12 protein-coding genes are annotated in these 16,525 nt (G+C 63.8%); 9 read left to right on the forward strand and 3 right to left on the reverse strand.

All coding sequences use genetic code 11. The annotated features are described in order from the left end of the window. Positions 1–90: 90 nt before the first annotated feature. Positions 91–1,746, reverse strand: a complete 1,656-nt coding sequence (locus tag IHV84_RS16520; protein ID WP_198847671.1) for a methyl-accepting chemotaxis protein — start codon at positions 1,744–1,746, stop codon at positions 91–93. Positions 1,747–1,866: 120 nt separating this feature from the next. Continuing rightward, the gene (locus IHV84_RS16525; RefSeq protein ID WP_370541311.1) at positions 1,867–4,188 is read right to left on the reverse strand and encodes a heavy metal translocating P-type ATPase; all 2,322 of its coding nucleotides are present in this window, start codon (positions 4,186–4,188) and stop codon (positions 1,867–1,869) included. A gap of 134 nt (positions 4,189–4,322) precedes the next feature. Between IHV84_RS16525 and IHV84_RS16530 the strand changes: the two genes are divergently transcribed. The 7 genes from IHV84_RS16530 (at position 4,323) to IHV84_RS16560 (ending at position 12,995) form a co-directional block, all read left to right on the forward strand. Next, positions 4,323–4,523, forward strand: a complete 201-nt coding sequence (locus IHV84_RS16530) for a heavy-metal-associated domain-containing protein (RefSeq protein ID WP_198847673.1) — start codon at positions 4,323–4,325, stop codon at positions 4,521–4,523. Next, on the forward strand, positions 4,520–5,008 hold the full coding sequence (cueR, locus tag IHV84_RS16535) for a Cu(I)-responsive transcriptional regulator (RefSeq protein ID WP_198847674.1): 489 nt from the start codon (positions 4,520–4,522) through the stop codon (positions 5,006–5,008). The genes IHV84_RS16530 and cueR overlap by 4 nt, the downstream gene beginning before the upstream one ends. A 129-nt stretch (positions 5,009–5,137) precedes the next feature. Continuing rightward, complete coding sequence (locus IHV84_RS16540; protein ID WP_198847675.1) at positions 5,138–6,700, forward strand: class I SAM-dependent DNA methyltransferase; 1,563 nt, start codon at positions 5,138–5,140, stop codon at positions 6,698–6,700. Beyond that, complete coding sequence (locus IHV84_RS16545; protein ID WP_198847676.1) at positions 6,697–7,881, forward strand: restriction endonuclease subunit S; 1,185 nt, start codon at positions 6,697–6,699, stop codon at positions 7,879–7,881. Before IHV84_RS16540 ends, IHV84_RS16545 begins: the two co-directional genes overlap by 4 nt. After that, on the forward strand, positions 7,882–8,892 hold the full coding sequence (locus IHV84_RS16550; RefSeq protein ID WP_198847677.1) for a DNA-binding protein: 1,011 nt from the start codon (positions 7,882–7,884) through the stop codon (positions 8,890–8,892). A 1-nt stretch (position 8,893) separates the two neighbouring features. Further along, a complete protein-coding gene (locus IHV84_RS16555; protein ID WP_198847678.1) occupies positions 8,894–9,358 on the forward strand; it encodes a Fic family protein in 465 nt (154 codons plus the stop codon). Positions 9,359–9,509: 151 nt separating this feature from the next. After that, a complete protein-coding gene (locus IHV84_RS16560; protein ID WP_198847679.1) occupies positions 9,510–12,995 on the forward strand; it encodes a DEAD/DEAH box helicase family protein in 3,486 nt (1,161 codons plus the stop codon). Here the strand turns inward: IHV84_RS16560 and IHV84_RS16565 are convergent. Next, positions 12,992–13,699: a TetR/AcrR family transcriptional regulator gene (locus tag IHV84_RS16565; RefSeq protein ID WP_198847680.1), complete on the reverse strand. Its 708-nt coding sequence runs from the start codon at positions 13,697–13,699 to the stop codon at positions 12,992–12,994. The two genes, IHV84_RS16560 and IHV84_RS16565, sit on opposite strands and share 4 nt — an antisense overlap. Before the next feature lie 289 nt (positions 13,700–13,988). Between IHV84_RS16565 and IHV84_RS16570 the strand changes: the two genes are divergently transcribed. Both IHV84_RS16570 and IHV84_RS16575 read left to right on the forward strand, forming a co-directional pair. After that, positions 13,989–15,176: an acetyl-CoA C-acyltransferase family protein gene (locus IHV84_RS16570; RefSeq protein WP_198847681.1), complete on the forward strand. Its 1,188-nt coding sequence runs from the start codon at positions 13,989–13,991 to the stop codon at positions 15,174–15,176. Between the two features lie 61 nt (positions 15,177–15,237). After that, positions 15,238–16,404, forward strand: a complete 1,167-nt coding sequence (locus IHV84_RS16575) for an acyl-CoA dehydrogenase family protein (protein WP_198847682.1) — start codon at positions 15,238–15,240, stop codon at positions 16,402–16,404. The last annotated feature ends 121 nt before the right edge of the window (positions 16,405–16,525 follow it).

A 16,525-nucleotide genomic window follows, 5' to 3' on the forward strand; every position in this document is an offset into this window, starting at 1 on the left:
ACTGTACAAACAACAAAGACCCCGAAGGGCCTTTGCTTAACTTACTGGCATTGCCCAAACGGGGGCTTTGTGAGCTGACCGTGGCGGGGTTCACCCCAGCAAGGCGCGCGGTGCTGATGAAGGAGCAGACAGGCCTTGCGGTGCGGGCGCCGAGAAGCTGCCGTGGCCCGCAAAGCCCATGGAGTCGGCCAAGCGGAACTGCTGCACCACTTGCGACAGGTGGGCTGCCTGCTCGCGCAGCGACTCGGCCGCTGCGGCCGACTCTTCCACCAGCGCTGCGTTCTGCTGCGTCATGCGGTCGATCTCGGCCACCGACTGGTTCACCTGACCAATGCCGGCAGACTGCTCGGAAGCCGCCGCCGTGATTTCGCCAATGATGTCGCCCACTCGCTGCACGCTGCTCACGATGTCCTTCATCGCCGTGCCCGCGTCTTCCACATGGCGCACGCCACCGTCCACCGCAGTCACGCTGCTCTGGATCAGCACCTTGATGTCGCTGGCCGCGGCAGCCGAGCGCTGGGCCAGGCTGCGCACTTCCGATGCCACCACCGCAAAGCCCCGGCCCTGCTCGCCCGCGCGGGCGGCTTCCACGGCCGCGTTCAGCGCCAGAATGTTGGTCTGGAAGGCAATCGAATCGATCAGGCCAATGATGTCGCCGATCTTGCGGCTGGAGGCCGAGATCTCATGCATGCTGGACACCGCCTGCGCCACTACCGAGCCACCACGCGTTGCCGTGGTGGAGGCCGATGCCGCCAGCTGGTTGGCCATTTGCGAAGACGATGCCGTTTGCTGCACCGTGGCGGTGATTTCCGACAGCGAACTGACGGCCGCCTGCGCGTTGCTGGCGGTTTGCTCGGTGCGGTGCGACAAATCCTGGTTGCCCGTGGCAATCTCCTGGCTGGCCGTGGCGATGTTGCCGCTGGCGTCGCGCACCTGCGCCACCAGGGTACCCAGGCCTCGCTGCATTTCGTCCAGGGCGCGCAGCAGGTCTGCCACCTCATCGCGCCCTTCGGTGCGGATGGACTGCGACAAATCCCCACCTGCAATGGCCTTGGCCAAGCGCTGTGCCTGGTCCAGGGGCTTGCAGATGGAATGCATGTTCAGCAGCGTGAGCGGCACCACCACCACCACGGTGATCAGCACCGCCAGCGCAAACAGCCACTTGGTCTGGTTAGACACGCCCTGCTGTTCGGCCACCGATTTCTGCACCTCGGCGCGCAGCACTTCGTCCAGTTGCTTCATCAGCTTGTCGGCCTCGGCAAACTCGGCCACGGCCTTGCCGCTCATGCGGTTGGCAATGGTGACCGTGTCGTAGCCGCCGGCTTCCAGCTGGCGTGCCACGTGGGCAAAGGCTTCCTTGTAGCTGTCCAGGCGCTTGATGATGTCGCGCACCACGGCGTTGTCCACATCCTCTTCACCTTGCAGGAACTGGTTGGCCACCTTCTTGGCCTTCTCCTGGCTCTCCAGCCACTGGGTGTGCGCGGCCTTCAAGGCTTCGGGCTTCTCGTAGCCAATGATCATGTCCTTCTCATACTGGCGGATAGCGCCCATCTCGCTGTGCAGCTGGGCCAAGTAACCCACCTCCTGAAAGGAGCTGTTCATGAAGTCCTCGCTCATGGAATAGATGCGGAACATGCCGAACATGCCCGCGCCCCCCAAAAGGCCCAGCAAGACCAGCACCACAGCGATGGCCCCCAACATGCGAAACCGGATGGTGAACTGCCGCATGAGCGAAAAGAGATTCATGATTAGGTCGTCCTCAATGGAATGCTTGGGCCAGGCCCGTGTTTGCGCGAACTAGTTTACAGTTTTGAAACTATTTGTTGCAGTTTGCCAGACATCCAGGCCGCCGACCATTGCGGTTTATCACATGCGCCAGCGTTTGAGTAGCAGGGCGTTTGCCATCACGCTCACCGAACTGAGGGCCATGGCCGCCCCCGCCACCACGGGGCTGAGGTAGCCCAGCGCGGCCAGCGGGATGCCCGCCACGTTGTATGCAAACGCCCAGAACAGGTTCTGGCGGATCTTGCTCACCGTGCGGTGGGAGATGTCCAGCGCCGCAGCCACCAGCATCGGGTCGCCGCGCATCAGCGTGATGCCCGCCGCATGCATGGCCACATCGGTGCCATTGCCCATGGCCATGCCCACGTCGGCAGCAGCCAGGGCCGGGGCATCGTTCACGCCGTCGCCTACCATCGCCACAATGCGGGGCTGGGGGGCAGAGCCCGCCCCACTTTTTACATTTGCAGCGTTGCCGCGCTGCAACAACTGGATCTGCGCAGCCTTGTCGCCGGGCAGCACCTCGGCCATCACCTCGCCCGCAGCAGGGTCCAATCCCAGGCGGCGCGCCATGGCCTCGGCCGCGCCCCGGTTGTCCCCCGAAATCATCACCGTGCGAATGCCCCGGGCCTTCAGCGCAGCCAACGCCTCACGTGCGCCGGGCTTGGGCTCGTCGCCAAAGGCCAGCAACGCCAGCACCTGCAGGCCCTGCGGCGTGGGCCCGGCCACGGCCGACACGGTAAAGCCCTCTTGCTGCAACGCCAGCGCACGCTGCGCCAGCGGGCCCGCGTTGGCAGCGCCCTCGCCAGCGGCTGCAGGCAGCACGGGCACGCCCAGCTCCTGCATCCAGCGCAGGCTGCCAATGTGCCAGGTCTGGCCCTGCACCACCCCTTCGGTGCCCCGCCCTGGCACGGCACGCACGCCATCGGCCGCTTCGGGTGCCATGCCGCGTTGCGCTGCCGCTGCCACCACGGCGCGCGCCAGGGGGTGTTCGCTGCCGCTTTGCACACCGGCCACAGCTGCCAGCACAGCCGCCTCATCAGCCCCCGCAGCCAGCTCCAGCGCCACCAGCCGGGGCTGGCCCACGGTCAGCGTGCCCGTCTTGTCAAACGCCACGGTGTCCACCCGGTGCGCCACCTCCAGCGCCTGCACGTCCTTGATCAGAATGCCGTGCTGCGCCGCCACGCCCGTGCCCGCCATGATGGCCGCCGGTGTGGCCAGCCCCAGGGCGCAGGGGCAGGCAATCACCAGCACTGCCACGGCGTGGATCAGCGCCGCCTCCGTGCCCGCACCTGCCCACAGCCAGCCCAGCAGCGTGATCAATGCCAGCCCCAGCACCACGGGCACGAACACGGCAGACACCTTGTCCACCAGCCGCTGCAGCGGCGCCTTGGCGGCCTGCGCGTCTTCCACCAGGCGGATGATCTGGGCCAGCACGGTTTCAGAGCCCACCGCCTGCACCTGCATCACGATGCGGCCATCGCCGTTGATGGAGCCCCCCGTCAGCCGCCCGCCCAGCTCGCGCGCCACCGGCAGCGGCTCGCCGGTCAGCATCGATTCATCCACCTGCGTCTGCCCCTCGGTCACCACGCCATCGGCCGGAATGCGCTCACCAGGGCGCACCACCAGCCGGTCGCCCACCATCACCTCGGCCACGGGCACGTCCACCTCGCCGGTTTTCGACAGCAGGTGCACCACATCCGGCCGCAGGGCGTGCAGCGCGCGGATGGCAGCGGTGGTCTGCCGCTTGGCCCGCGCCTCCAGCCACTTGCCCAGCAGCACCAGCGTGACCACCACGGCCGATGCCTCAAAGTACAGGTGCGGCACATTGCCTGGGTGATCGGTCGGCGCCGTCAGCCACAGCCACATCGACAAGCCCCAGCCCGCGCTGGTGCCCACCGCCACCAGCAAGTCCATGTTGCCGCTCAGCGCCTTGGCCGCCGCCCAGCCTGCCTTGTAGAAGCGGGCACCCAGAATGAACTGCACCGGCGTGGCCAGCAGAAACTGCACCCAGGCCGGCAACATCCAGTGCTGGCCAAACAGGTCGCCCACCATGGGCAGCACCAGCGGCGCCGACAGCGCCAGCCCCACCGCCACGGGCAAGAAGCCCGCCCAGGGCGAGGCGTCCTCCGGCGCATCGGTGGCATCGGCCGCACGCGGCTCGTAGCCCGCATTGCGCACCGCCCGCCGCACCAGTGCCTGCAGGGCAGCGGCGTCGGTGCCATCGGGCACGGTGTAGGCAATGCGCGCCGATTCGGTGGCCAGGTTCACCGTCGCATCCTGCACGCCCGGCACCTTGCGCAACGCGCGTTCCACACGGCCCACGCAGCTCGCGCAGGTCATGCCGCCAATGCCCAGGTCCAGCGACTGGGCCCCTTCGGAGGTAGGTTGGGTGGTATTCATAGTCATAGGCCCGACAGTAATCCTTGACGCCATGGCAAGGTCAAGGCATTTTTAAAAGGGCTTGACCATGACATGATGTGAAGGTTCATGATCGGATGCAGGGTGAATCCCACCCGCCAACCATCCACAGGAGTTTTTCCATGCAAACGCAAACTTTCCAGGTCCAGGGCATGACATGCGGCCACTGCGAGCGCGCCGTTACGCAAGCCATCCAGCAGGTGGACCCCGCCGCCACAGTGCAGATCGACCGCGCCAGCGGCCAGGTGCAGGTGCAAAGCGCCGCCCCGCGCGAGCAACTGGCCGCCGCCATTGCCGAAGAAGGCTACACCGTCGCCGCATGAACCCGCTCAGCCCACGCCGCAGCCCCGCCCCACAGGCTTGGCCCGTGCCCATCAGCGAAGCCGCGCGCCTGGCGGGCGTGTCGGCCCGCATGGTGCGGCATTACGAATCGCTGGGCCTGCTGCAAGGCGTGGCCCGCTCTGAAGGTGGCTACCGCCAGTACACCGAGGCCGATGTGCACACCCTGCACTTCATCCGCCGCGCGCGCGACCTGGGCTTCTCCATCGAAGAAATCACCACCCTGCTGGCCCTGTGGCACGACCGCAGCCGCACCAGCGCGCAGGTCAAGCGCATCGCGCAAAGCCACATCGACCAGCTCACCCAGCGCATCGCCGCCATGCAGGCCATGCAGCGCACCCTGCAAACCCTGGTGGGCTGCTGCCAGGGGGACGACCGACCGGACTGCCCCATCCTGGACGATCTGGCTGGGGCGGGCTGGGTGCATGGAGTGACAAGCCGCCACGCTGAACAGATTGCTATCAAATAAATAGCTGCCTGCGCTTATCTAATAAGCGCCAGAGGCCAAAAACACCTAAAACCCCCGCCCCACGCGCTGCAGCCCTTCGCTGCATGGCAGACTCGCAGGCTTTCCCACAGCCCCTTACAGACTGCCCCCATGCTCACCGGTGACCTGCGCAACAAAGTCGATCAAGTCTGGAACGCCTTCTGGTCCGGCGGCATCGCCAACCCCATTGAAGTCATCGAGCAGATCACCTACCTGCTCTTTCTGCGCGCGCTCGACAGCGACCAGACCCGCGAAGACAACAAAGCCCTGCGCCTCAAAACCCAGCCCGTGCGCCTCATCCCCGCAGGCGTGGACGCCCAAGAGCGCCCACACGACAACATGCGCTGGTCCCGCTTCAAGAACATGGCGCCTGCCGAAATGTTCGACGTGCTCAGCAACCAGGTCTTCCCCTTCCTGCGTGGCCTGCAAACCTCGGGCGGCCCGGCAGCTGAATCTGCCTTTGCCCGCCACATGCAAGGTGCCCGCTTCACCATCCCCACGCCCGGCCTGCTGGCCAAAGTGGTGGACTTGCTCGACACCATTCCGCTCGACGACCGCGACACCAAGGGCGACCTGTACGAATACATGCTCGGCAAAATCGCCTCTGCCGGGCAAAACGGCCAGTTCCGCACGCCGCGCCACATCATCGACTTGATGGTGGCCCTGACGGCCCCCACACCGCAAGACACCATTTGCGATCCGGCTTCAGGCACCTGCGGATTCTTAGTCGCCGCAGGCGAATACCTGCGCCGCACCTACCCCGACATGCTGCGCGTGCCCGCGCAAAACGCGCACTTCCACAGCGGCATGTTCCACGGCTACGACTTTGACAACACCATGCTGCGCATTGGCAGCATGAACATGGTGCTGCACGGCGTGGAGCACCCCGCCATCGAGTACCGCGACTCCCTCGCCGAAGGCGCGGCGGGGGATGCCGAGGCTTACAGCCTCATCCTGGCCAACCCGCCCTTTGCGGGCAGCCTCGACTACGAAAACACCGCCAAAGACTTGCAGCAAACCGTCAAAACCAAAAAGACCGAGCTGCTGTTTTTGGCCCTGTTCCTGCGCCTGCTCAAAACCGGCGGGCGCGCCGCCGTCATCGTGCCCGACGGCGTGCTGTTTGGCAGCAGCAAGGCCCACAAGGAGTTGCGCCGCAAGCTGGTGGAAGAGCAAAAGCTCGACGCCGTCATCAGCCTGCCCGGCGGCGTGTTCAAACCCTACGCGGGCGTCAGCACCGCCATCCTGCTCTTCACCAAAACCATGAGCGGCGGCACGGATAACGTGTGGTTCTACGACATGCAGGCCGACGGCTGGAGCCTGGACGACAAACGCCAGCCCCTGCTGGATGCAAGCCTTTTAGGCCTGCAGCGCTTTGTGGACGGGCGCAACCAGCTATCAGAATCAGAGCATGACAAAAACAACCTGCCCGACGTGCTAACCCGCTGGGCGCAGCGCCACAGCAGCGAACGCGAGCGCCCCCGCACCGCGCAAAGCTTTTGCGTTCCCAAGGCCGACATTGAAGCCAACGGCTATGACCTGAGCATCAACCGCTACAAGGAAGTGGTGCATGAGGTGGTGGCGCACCGCGCGCCGGGGGAGATCTTGGCGGAGCTGCGGGCGCTGGAGGATGAGATTGCGCGGGGGATGGGGGTGTTGGAGGGGATGTTGAAGTGAGTGCGAAATTCCCAACCGCCAAGCTGACCGACATTGCCGAGCTAAACCCCACGCTGGGCAAAAAGCTGCCAGCTGAAGAATTGGTTTCATTTGTGCCAATGGCGTCGCTGAGCGCTGAATCTGCCAGCGTGGAAACCACGCAAGACCGGCCCTACGCAGAAGTAGCCAAAGGCTTCACGCCGTTTCTCGACGGCGATGTGTTGGTGGCAAAAATCACCCCTTGCTTTGAAAACGGAAAAATCGCCCAAGCCCGGTTGCAGCGTTCACATGGCTTCGGGTCTACAGAGTTCCACGTCGTTCGGGCGCGCCCTGGGATAGCAGAGTCACGCTACCTACACCATTACCTGCGGCTCGAAGAAGTGCGTGCAAATGGTCAGCGCCGCATGACAGGCAGCGGCGGGCAAAGACGGGTTCCTGCCAGCTTTCTCGCTGATCTGGCGATCCCCCTGCCCCCGCTGGAAGAACAACGCCGCATCGCCGCCATCCTCGACCAAGCCGAAACCCTCCGAACCCAACGCCGCACCGCCCTGGCCCTGCAGGGCAGCCTTACCCAGTCCCTCTTTCTCGATATGTTTGGGGACCCGGTGGCGAATCCGAAGGGACTACCAATATGTGAACTGCAGCGACTTTGCACTCGCATCACCGACGGAACCCATCAGTCTCCGGCGTGGCAAAAATCTGGGATTCCATTCCTTTTCATAAGCAACATCGTCGAAGGCCAAATCAATTTCGACACTCACAAATTCATCTCTGCAGACACCCATGCAGAACTGACAAAACGCTGCCCTATTGAGATTGGTGACGTGCTCTACACAACAGTTGGCTCTTACGGAAACGCAGCAGTCGTTTCGACGAAAGAGCTCTTCGCTTTTCAGCGACACATAGCCCATATCAAACCCGACAGAAGCAAACTGGACTCACGCTTTCTCGCAGCGATGATTCAATCACCCGGCGTCAGACAACAAGTAGACAAAGTGGCCAAAGGCATTGCTCAGAAAACGGTGAACTTGGCTGATTTGAAAGGGCTGTCTGTTTTTTGGCCCCCCCTCCCCCTCCAACAAATCTTCGCCACCCGCATCGCTTCCATCGAAGCCCTCAAAGCCACCCACCGCCGCGCCCTGGCCGCGCTGGATGCGCTGTTTGCCTCGCTGCAGCAGCGGGCGTTTACCGGAGCCTTGTAAATGAGTGACTTCACCACCGCGCAACTGCAGCGCCAAAACATCCTGAACAACCGCTATGCCCTGCAAGCGGCAGAGCAGCATCTGCAACTGGGCGGGGTGGTGTTTCAGGGCCAAACGGTGTTCACCAAACAGCAGGTGATGGCCCTGTTTGAGGTGAGCGATGCCACGGTGGAGCGCTACATCAGCAACCATGGCGAAGAACTCAAGGCCAATGGTTATCAGTTGCTCAAAGGAAAAAACCTCAAAGAATTCAAAGACTTAGTGGATGTCTCCCTCATCAATGAGGGTAACAAAGCGCCTTTGCTGGGCGTGTTCAGCTTCCGGGCCGTGCTCAACCTGGCCATGCTGCTGACGGAGAGCGAGCGCGCCAAGGCCGTTCGCTCGCGCTTGCTCGACATCGTGATGGACGTGCTGGCCGAGCGCACGGGTGGGCACACCAAGTACATCAACCAGCGTGACGAGCACTACCTCATGGCCTCGTTACAGGACGAGAGCTACCGCAAGCAGTTCACCGATGCGCTAGACCACTTTGTGGTGGAGCACCAGTGGAAATACGTGCGCTTCACCAACCTGATTTACCAATGCATCTTCCGCGAGAACGCCACGGAATACCGCAAGGTGCTGAAGCTTGCGGCCAAGGAGAACATTCGGGAGACGATGTATTCCGAGGTGCTGACCCTGATTGCCAGCTTTGAAGCAGGTATCGCCCATGAGCTGGAGCTGGAGTTCAAGCGTTTGGAGCGCAAGCTGAGCATGCAGGAGGTAGAGGCGCTGTTCGGGCGCTTTGAAAGCCACCCTCTCTTCAAGCCCCTCATCCTGGACGCCCGCACCAAGATGGCCAGCCGCGACCTGGGCTTTCGGGATGCGCTACACCACAAGCTGGAAGCGTATATCCAGTCCGTTCCAGAAGCCGACTTTGACCGCTTTTTGGGCAAGACCAGCAAGTCGCTGGAAGACCGCCTGAGCGACCCCGCTACCTTGGCCGTATTCAAGCGCCTGAAGGACCGCTGAGATGGACGAGCACGAGGGCTTGCGCTACCTGTACTTCGATGTGGCCCACGCCTTGCGCACGCAGGCGTGGATCATTGAACACTCGGGCGGCCTGGGTGGTGTCAAGAACGTGGAGCACCTGGAGAGCGTGCTGGGTCACATCCAGAATGACTGGTACTACCCGGAGATGGCCGACAAGCTGACCCACCTGGTCTATGCGGTCAACAAGAACCATCCTTTCAACGACGGCAACAAGCGCTCGTCTATCGGCCTGGGCGCGTACTTTTTGGAACTCAATGGCTACGACTATGTGGTCAAGCGGTTTGTGCTGGAAATGGAAAACATCGCCGTGTATGTGGCGAGCAACGTGGTGGGCAAGGATCTGTTGCGGGAGGTCATCGCTTCGCTGCTCTATGAAGAGGACTATTCCGAAAGCCTCAAGCTGGCGTTGATCGATGCGATCTCACGGCATCAGCCTGATTTCTAAAGCCCTGCTTCGCTAAAAAGGTTTTAGGATTTGCGCCTATCGTAAAAATATCTTTTTAAAACAAAGACTTATAAAACCTGTTCTAAAGATTTCAGTCGGTTTCTCAGCTTTAGAAAATCTTTAGAACCGATTCAGCACCGGAGGGAGTCCCTTGAGCGCAACGTCGAACTTCGCATTCCTGCAACCCGACTGGCCCGACCTGCTGGCCGAAGCCCGCCGCGCCGAGGCCGCTGCCCATGCCGACCCGCGCACCGCCTGCTTTTACGCCCGCCGTACGCTGGAGCTGGCCGTGGCCTGGCTCTACCAGGCCGAAGGGGGCCGGGATGGCTGCCTGCGCATGCCGTACAAGGCGGATTTGTCGGCCTACCTGTTTGAGCCCAGCTTTCAGCAACTGGTGGGCAGCGCGGTGCACGCCAAGATGGATGTGATTCGCCGCCTGGGCAACCAGGCCGTGCACCACGCCCGCCCGGTGCCACCGCAAGATGCCCTGGCCGCGCTGCGCGAGCTGTTCCATGTGGCCTTCTGGCTGGCGCAGCACTACGCGCGCCGGGTGGGTGATCGGCCTGCGGCGGGGCTGCAGTTTCGCGCCGATCTGCTGCCACGCCCTGCCGCTATCGACTCTGCCCAAGAACAAGCGGCCAGCCGTGCCGCCCAGGCCGCCGCGCAAGAGGCACTCGCCAAACAAGCCCAGGCCCTGGCCGAGCGCGATGCCGCCCTGCGCGAAGCAGCAGCCCGCAATGCAGAACTGGATGCGGAACTGGCCCGCTACCGCGCCGAAATTGCCGCCGCCAAGGCCGCCAACGCAGCGCAGCCCGCCACCGCGCACGACTACAACGAGGCCGCCACGCGCGACCTGTTCATTGACCTGCTGCTCAAAGAAGCGGGCTGGGCGCTGGACCAGAAGCGCGACCGTGAATTTGAAGTACAGGGCATGCCCAACGGCCAAGGCCAGGGCCGCGTGGACTATGTGCTGTGGAGCGGCGAGCGGCCCTTGGCCCTGGTGGAAGCCAAGCGCACCCGCCGCAGTGCCCAAGAGGGCCAGCAGCAGGCCCGCCTGTATGCCGACTGCCTGGAAAAAAGCACCGGCCACCGCCCCGTGATCTACGGCACCAACGGTTATGAACACTGGATGTGGGACGACACCACCAGCCCGCCCCACCCTGTGCAAGGCTTTCACACGCGGGACGAGCTGGAGCTGATGCACCAGCGCCGCACCACGCGCAAGCCGCTGGCCAACCTGCCGATTGCGGCGGGCATTGTGGAGCGCCACTACCAGCAGCGCGCCATTCGCCGCGTGCTGGAGACCTTTGAGCGCGACCAGCACCGCAAGGCCCTGGTGGTGATGGCCACGGGCGCAGGCAAAACCCGCACGGTGATTGCGCTGGTGGATTTGCTGATGCGCGCAGGCTGGGCCAAGCGCGTGCTGTTTCTGGCCGACCGCGTGGCACTGGTGAACCAGGCCGTCAACGCCTTCAAGGCCCACTTGCCCGATGCGGCACCGGTGAACCTGGTGACCGACCGCGCCACCGAAGGGCGTGTGTATGTATCGACCTACCCCACGATGATGGGGCTCATCAACGAAAGCGCCAATGCAGGTACCGGCGGCCAGCGCCGCTTTGGCATAGGGCACTTTGATTTGATCGTGGTGGACGAAGCCCACCGCTCCATCTACCAAAAATACCGCGCCATCTTCAGCTACTTTGACGCGCTGCTGGTGGGCCTGACGGCCACACCCAAGGACGAGATCGACCGCAACACCTACAGCCTGTTTGGCCTGGAAAGCGGCGTGCCCACGGACGCCTATGGCCTGGATGACGCCATTGCCGAGGGCTACCTGGCCCCGCCCAAGGCGATTTCAGTGCCGCTGAAATTCCAGCGCCAGGGCATTCGGTATGACGAGCTGAGCGACGACGAAAAAGACCAGTGGGATGCGCTGGAATGGGACGAGGACGGCGGCGAGCCGCCCGAGGAAGTCAGCGCCGAGGCCGTGAACCAGTGGCTCTTCAACACCGACACCGTGGACAAGATGCTGGCCCTGCTGATGGAGCGCGGCCACAAGGTGGCGGGCGGCGACCGGCTGGGCAAGACCATCATCTTTGCCAAGAACCAGCGGCACGCCGAGTTCATCCAGGAGCGCTTTGATGCGAACTACCCCGAATACCGGGGCGAGTTTGCGCGCACCATCACCTTCAAGACCGAGTACGCCCAGTCGCTCATCGACGCCTTTGCGCAAAAAGACCGCGCACCGCACATTGCGATTTCGGTGGACATGCTGGACACGGGCATCGACGTGCCCGAGGTGGTGAACCTGGTGTTCTTCAAGATCGTGCGCTCCAAGGCCAAGTTCTGGCAGATGGTGGGACGCGGCACCCGGCTGTGCAAAGAGCTGTATGGGCCGGGGCAGGACAAGAAGGACTTCTTCATCTTCGACTTTTGCCAGAACCTGGAGTTTTTCAGCCAGGAGCTGGAGGGCAGTGAGGGCGCGGTGGCGCAGCCGTTGTCGCAACGGCTGTTCAATGCGCGGCTGGAGCTGATCGAGGTGCTCGACAAGCGCTTGTCCAGTTTGCCCGGCCACGGCGTGGCTGATGAGGCCCAGCAATCACCCGTGCTGACCGAGGCCGCCATCCGCCGCGATATCGCTGGCCTGCTGCACAGCAGGGTGGTAGGCATGTCGCTGGACAACTTTGTGGTGCGCCCGCAGCGCCGCTGGGTAGAGGCCTGGGCGCAGCCCGATGCGTGGAAACGCCCCACACCCGAACAACTGGCCGAGGTATCGACCCACCTGTCAGGCCTGCCCACGGCAGTGCGCGACGACGACGAAGACGCCAAGCGCTTTGACGCCCTGCTGCTGAACACCCAGCTGGCCCTGCTGCGCAGCGAACCAGCCCTGGCGCGGCTGCAAACCAAGGTGCAGCAGGTGGCCAATGGCTTGCTGGATCTGGCCAACGTGCCCAGCGTGCGCGAACACCTGCTGCTGATCGAGGCGGTGGCAGGCGATGAGTGGTGGCAGGACGTGACCTTGCCCATGCTGGAGCAAGCGCGCCGCAAGCTGCGCAGCCTCATCAAGCTCATCGAAAAGGGCGGGCGCACCGTGGTCTACACCGACATTGAAGACGCGATTGGCGAGACCACCGAGGTGGACTTGCCACTGGTGGCCAGCGCGGTGGACTTTGACCGTTTTCGCGCCAAGGCCAAGGTGTTTTTGCGCGCCCACGAAGACCGGCTGGCGCTGCACAAGCTGCGCCGCAATCAACCCCTCACGGCGGCGGACCTGCAAGAGCTGGAAGCCCTGCTGCACGAGGCGGGCGGCACCGATGGCGACATCGAGCGTGCGCGCACGCTGCACACCAGCCTGCCGGTGTTTGTGCGATCACTGGTGGGGCTGGACCGCGGAGCTGCGGCAGCGGCCTTCAGTGCCCTGGTCGAGGCAGGCACGGCCACTGCCAGCCAACTGCAGTTCATTGAAGAGATCGTGCAGCACCTGACCGAACATGGCGCAATGCCGCCAGCGCGCTTGTACGAATCGCCGTTCACCGATATCCACACCCATGGCCCGGATGGAGTTTTCGATTCGGCCAAAGTGGCGTTGCTCTTCGAAGCGCTGGAAAATTTCCAACCCTTGCAAGCGGCCGCTTAATCATCTCCTGCGGTACGGCCTGGGCCTGGGCCTGGGCCGAGCACGCCGTGCATCAGCGTGCCAATGCACTGCTCGGCCACCTGGGCGGCGCTGTATTCGCCGCCGCTCTGGTACCAGCGGCCGATCCAGCTCAGCGCTCCGGCAATCACAAAGGCCGTCATCTTCGGGTCGCACGGGGCGAGCGTGCCTTCCTGCACGCCCTGCGCCACCAGGCGGCGAAACGCCTGGTCGATCTCGGACTTCATGCGGCGCAGCTCGGTGCGGCTGGGCTCGGGCACCTCTTCGTCGCCGATGCGGATGATGCACATGCCAAACGGCTGGGTGACGATGTCGGCATACACCTGCATGCACGCGCGCAGCTGGTCCACCGCGTTGCCACCTGCCTGGCGCGAGGCCTCGATGCCTTCCAGAATCAGGTGCAGGCCTTTCTTGACGCACTCCAGCAGGATCTCGTCCTTGTTCTTCACGTAGTAGTACAGCGTGGGTTTGGAGACCTGCAGCCGCGCGGCAATGTCGTCGAGCGACGCGGCATGGAAGCCGCGCTCGTTGAACATCTGCGCCGCTGTGGACAACACCGCGTTGCGCTTGGCCTCGCGCTGCTGTTCGCGCACGGGGGCCTGCGGCCAAGGCGATGGCTGTGCCAGCGCACGCGGGCGGCGCGCGCCGGGCTTGGGTGCCGCGCGGGGGGTGGAAGGTGGGGCCATGGGGGTGTCTTCTGGTGGGTGTACCGGGTAAATCCTGATGCCGCCGGGGGCGCACGCTTCAAAAATCTACTTTCAAGTAACTAGTCTACGTAAAAGTAGCCTCCACCCGACTGCAAGAAAACCCGCAGAGGCAAACCCCGCAGGTGCTGAAGCTCCTGCCGTGTTCAGAAACGGCTGGATGGGCACGGCAGACCAGGGCAGCGGTTCCCACGGCATCAAGGTTTTTGCCCACCGACCCTGATTTGCCCAGCCACGGCACACACCCTTTTTCATTTCCAGGAGTTTTTTCATGACCCACCGTGACGTCTTCGTCGTCAGCACAGCCCGCACCGCCATCGGCACCTTCGGCGGCAGCCTGAAAGATGTGCCCAACACCCAGCTCGCCACCACCGCCGTGAAAGCCGCCATCCAGCGCGCCGGCATCGCGCCCGACGCTGTGGGCCATGTGGTCATGGGCAACGTGATTCCCACCGACACCAAGGACGCGTACCTCGCGCGCGTAGCGGCCATCGACGCCGGCTGCCCCATCGAGACGCCCGCCTTCAACGTCAACCGCCTGTGCGGCTCGGGCCTGCAGGCCATCATCAGCGCGGCGCAGGCCATTGGCTATGGCGACTGCGATGTGGCTGTGGGCGGCGGCTCGGAAAGCATGAGCCGCGGCCCCTACTTCGACCAGGGCGCGCGCTGGGGCGCCCGCATGGGCGACAGCAAGAGCATCGACTACATGCTCGGCATCCTGCACGACCCCTGGCAGAAGATGCACATGGGCATCACCGCAGAGAACGTGGCCGAGCGCTACAAGATCAGCCGCGAGATGCAGGACCAGCTCGCCCTAGCCAGCCAACAGCGCGCCGCCGCCGCCATCGCTGCGGGCTACTTCAAGGAGCAGATCGTTCCGGTCGAAATCGCCACGCGCAAGGGCACCGTGCTGTTCCAGGAAGACGAGCATGTGCGCGCCGCCACCACGCTGGACGTATTGGCGGGCATGAAGCCCGCGTTCAAGAAGGAAGGCGGCACCGTGACTGCTGGCAACGCCTCGGGCATCAATGACGGCGCGGCCGCCGTGGTGCTGGCTGCAGGTGACCGCGTGGCGGCCCTGGGCCTGAAACCCCTGGCGCGCCTCGTCGGCTACGCCCACGCAGGCGTGGATCCGGCCTACATGGGCATTGGCCCCGTGCCTGCCACGCAAAAGGTGCTGCAACGCACCGGCCTGAAGGTGCAGGACATGGATGTGATCGAAGCCAACGAGGCCTTCGCCGCCCAGGCCTGCGCCGTGGTGCAAGAGCTGGGGCTGGACCCGGCCAAGGTCAACCCCAATGGCTCGGGCATCTCGCTCGGCCACCCCGTGGGCGCTACGGGCGCCATCATCACCACCAAGGCGATTGCCGAGCTGCACCGCACGGGCGGGCGCTATGCACTGGTCACCATGTGCATTGGCGGCGGCCAGGGCATCGCGGCCATCTTCGAAAGAGTTTGAGTCTTTTTGGCCTCCAGCGCTTATCCAGAAAGCGCTGGCAGCTCCTACATTCATAGCAACCATGCTTCCCAACACACTCCTCACGGCTGAACAGAAGGCCGAACTGCAAGTCTTCACCGAATCGCTGGAGCGCTTTTGCGATAGCGAGATCGAGCCCCATTACCGCGACTGGGAAAAGGCGGGCCTCGTCCACCGCGAGCTCTTTCGCAAGATGGGCGAGAACGGCTACCTGTGCGCCGACGTGCCCGAGCAGTACGGCGGCCCGGGCGCCAGCGTGCATTTTTCGTTTGCCGTGGTGGAGGTGCTCTCGCGCCGGGGCTACGGCGGCTTTGTCGGCGGGCTGCAGGTGCACAACGACATCATCCCGCCCTACCTGCTGCACTGTGGCACCGAAGCGCAGCGCGAATACTGGCTGCCGCGCATGGTCAGCGGTGAGGCCGTGACAGCGATTGGCATGACCGAGCCCGGCGCGGGTAGCGACCTGAAAGCCATCCGCACCACGGCCAAACGCGATGGCAATGAGTACGTCATCAACGGCAGCAAGATCTTCATCAGCAACGGCCAGCACTGCGACCTGCTGGTGCTTGCCGCCAAGACCGATCCGGCAGCCGGTGCCAAGGGCGTGAGCCTGTTTCTGGTGGACACGAAAAGCCCCGGCTTCACGCGCGGCCAGAACCTGGAAAAAATCGGCCAGCACGCGGGCGATACCTCCGAGCTGTTCTTCAACGACCTGCGCGTGCCCGCCGACGCGCTGCTGGGCGGCGTGGAGGGCCAGGGCTTTGTGCAGATGATGCGCGAGCTGCCGCGCGAGCGCCTCATCATTGGCGTACAGGCGGTGTACGGTGCCAAGGGTGCGCTCGATGCCACGGTGAAGTACGTACAAGAACGCCAGGCATTTGGCCAAGCGATTGGGCAGTTCCAGAACACGCGCTTCACGCTGGCGCAGTGCGCCAGCGACATCGCCGCCGCCAAGGCGTTTTTGAACGCCAGCGTGGCCGCCTACGAGCGCGGCGAACTCACCCCCGAGGCCGCGAGTGCGCTCAAGCTGCACACCACTGAAGTCATGGGCCGCGTGGCCGATGCCTGCCTGCAGCTGTTTGGTGGCTACGGCTACATGGCTGAATACCCCATCTCGCGCTTCTGGACCGATGCACGCGTGCTGCGCATCTATGGCGGCACATCAGAAATCATGAAAGAGCTGGTGGCGCGCTCGTTGCTGGGGCGCTGAAGGGGAACTGAGAGGGGCGCTGAAAAAAAGAAGCAATAAAGCACCCCCGTCGCACGGCAAACGGCCAGTTGCCAGTGGCCGCACAGCCCGCACAAAATGCGTCACGTTACTTTCACACAGG

The organism is Acidovorax sp. IB03 (genome assembly GCF_016406015.1).
GTDB classification, from domain to species: Bacteria; Pseudomonadota; Gammaproteobacteria; order Burkholderiales; family Burkholderiaceae_C; genus Acidovorax; species Acidovorax temperans.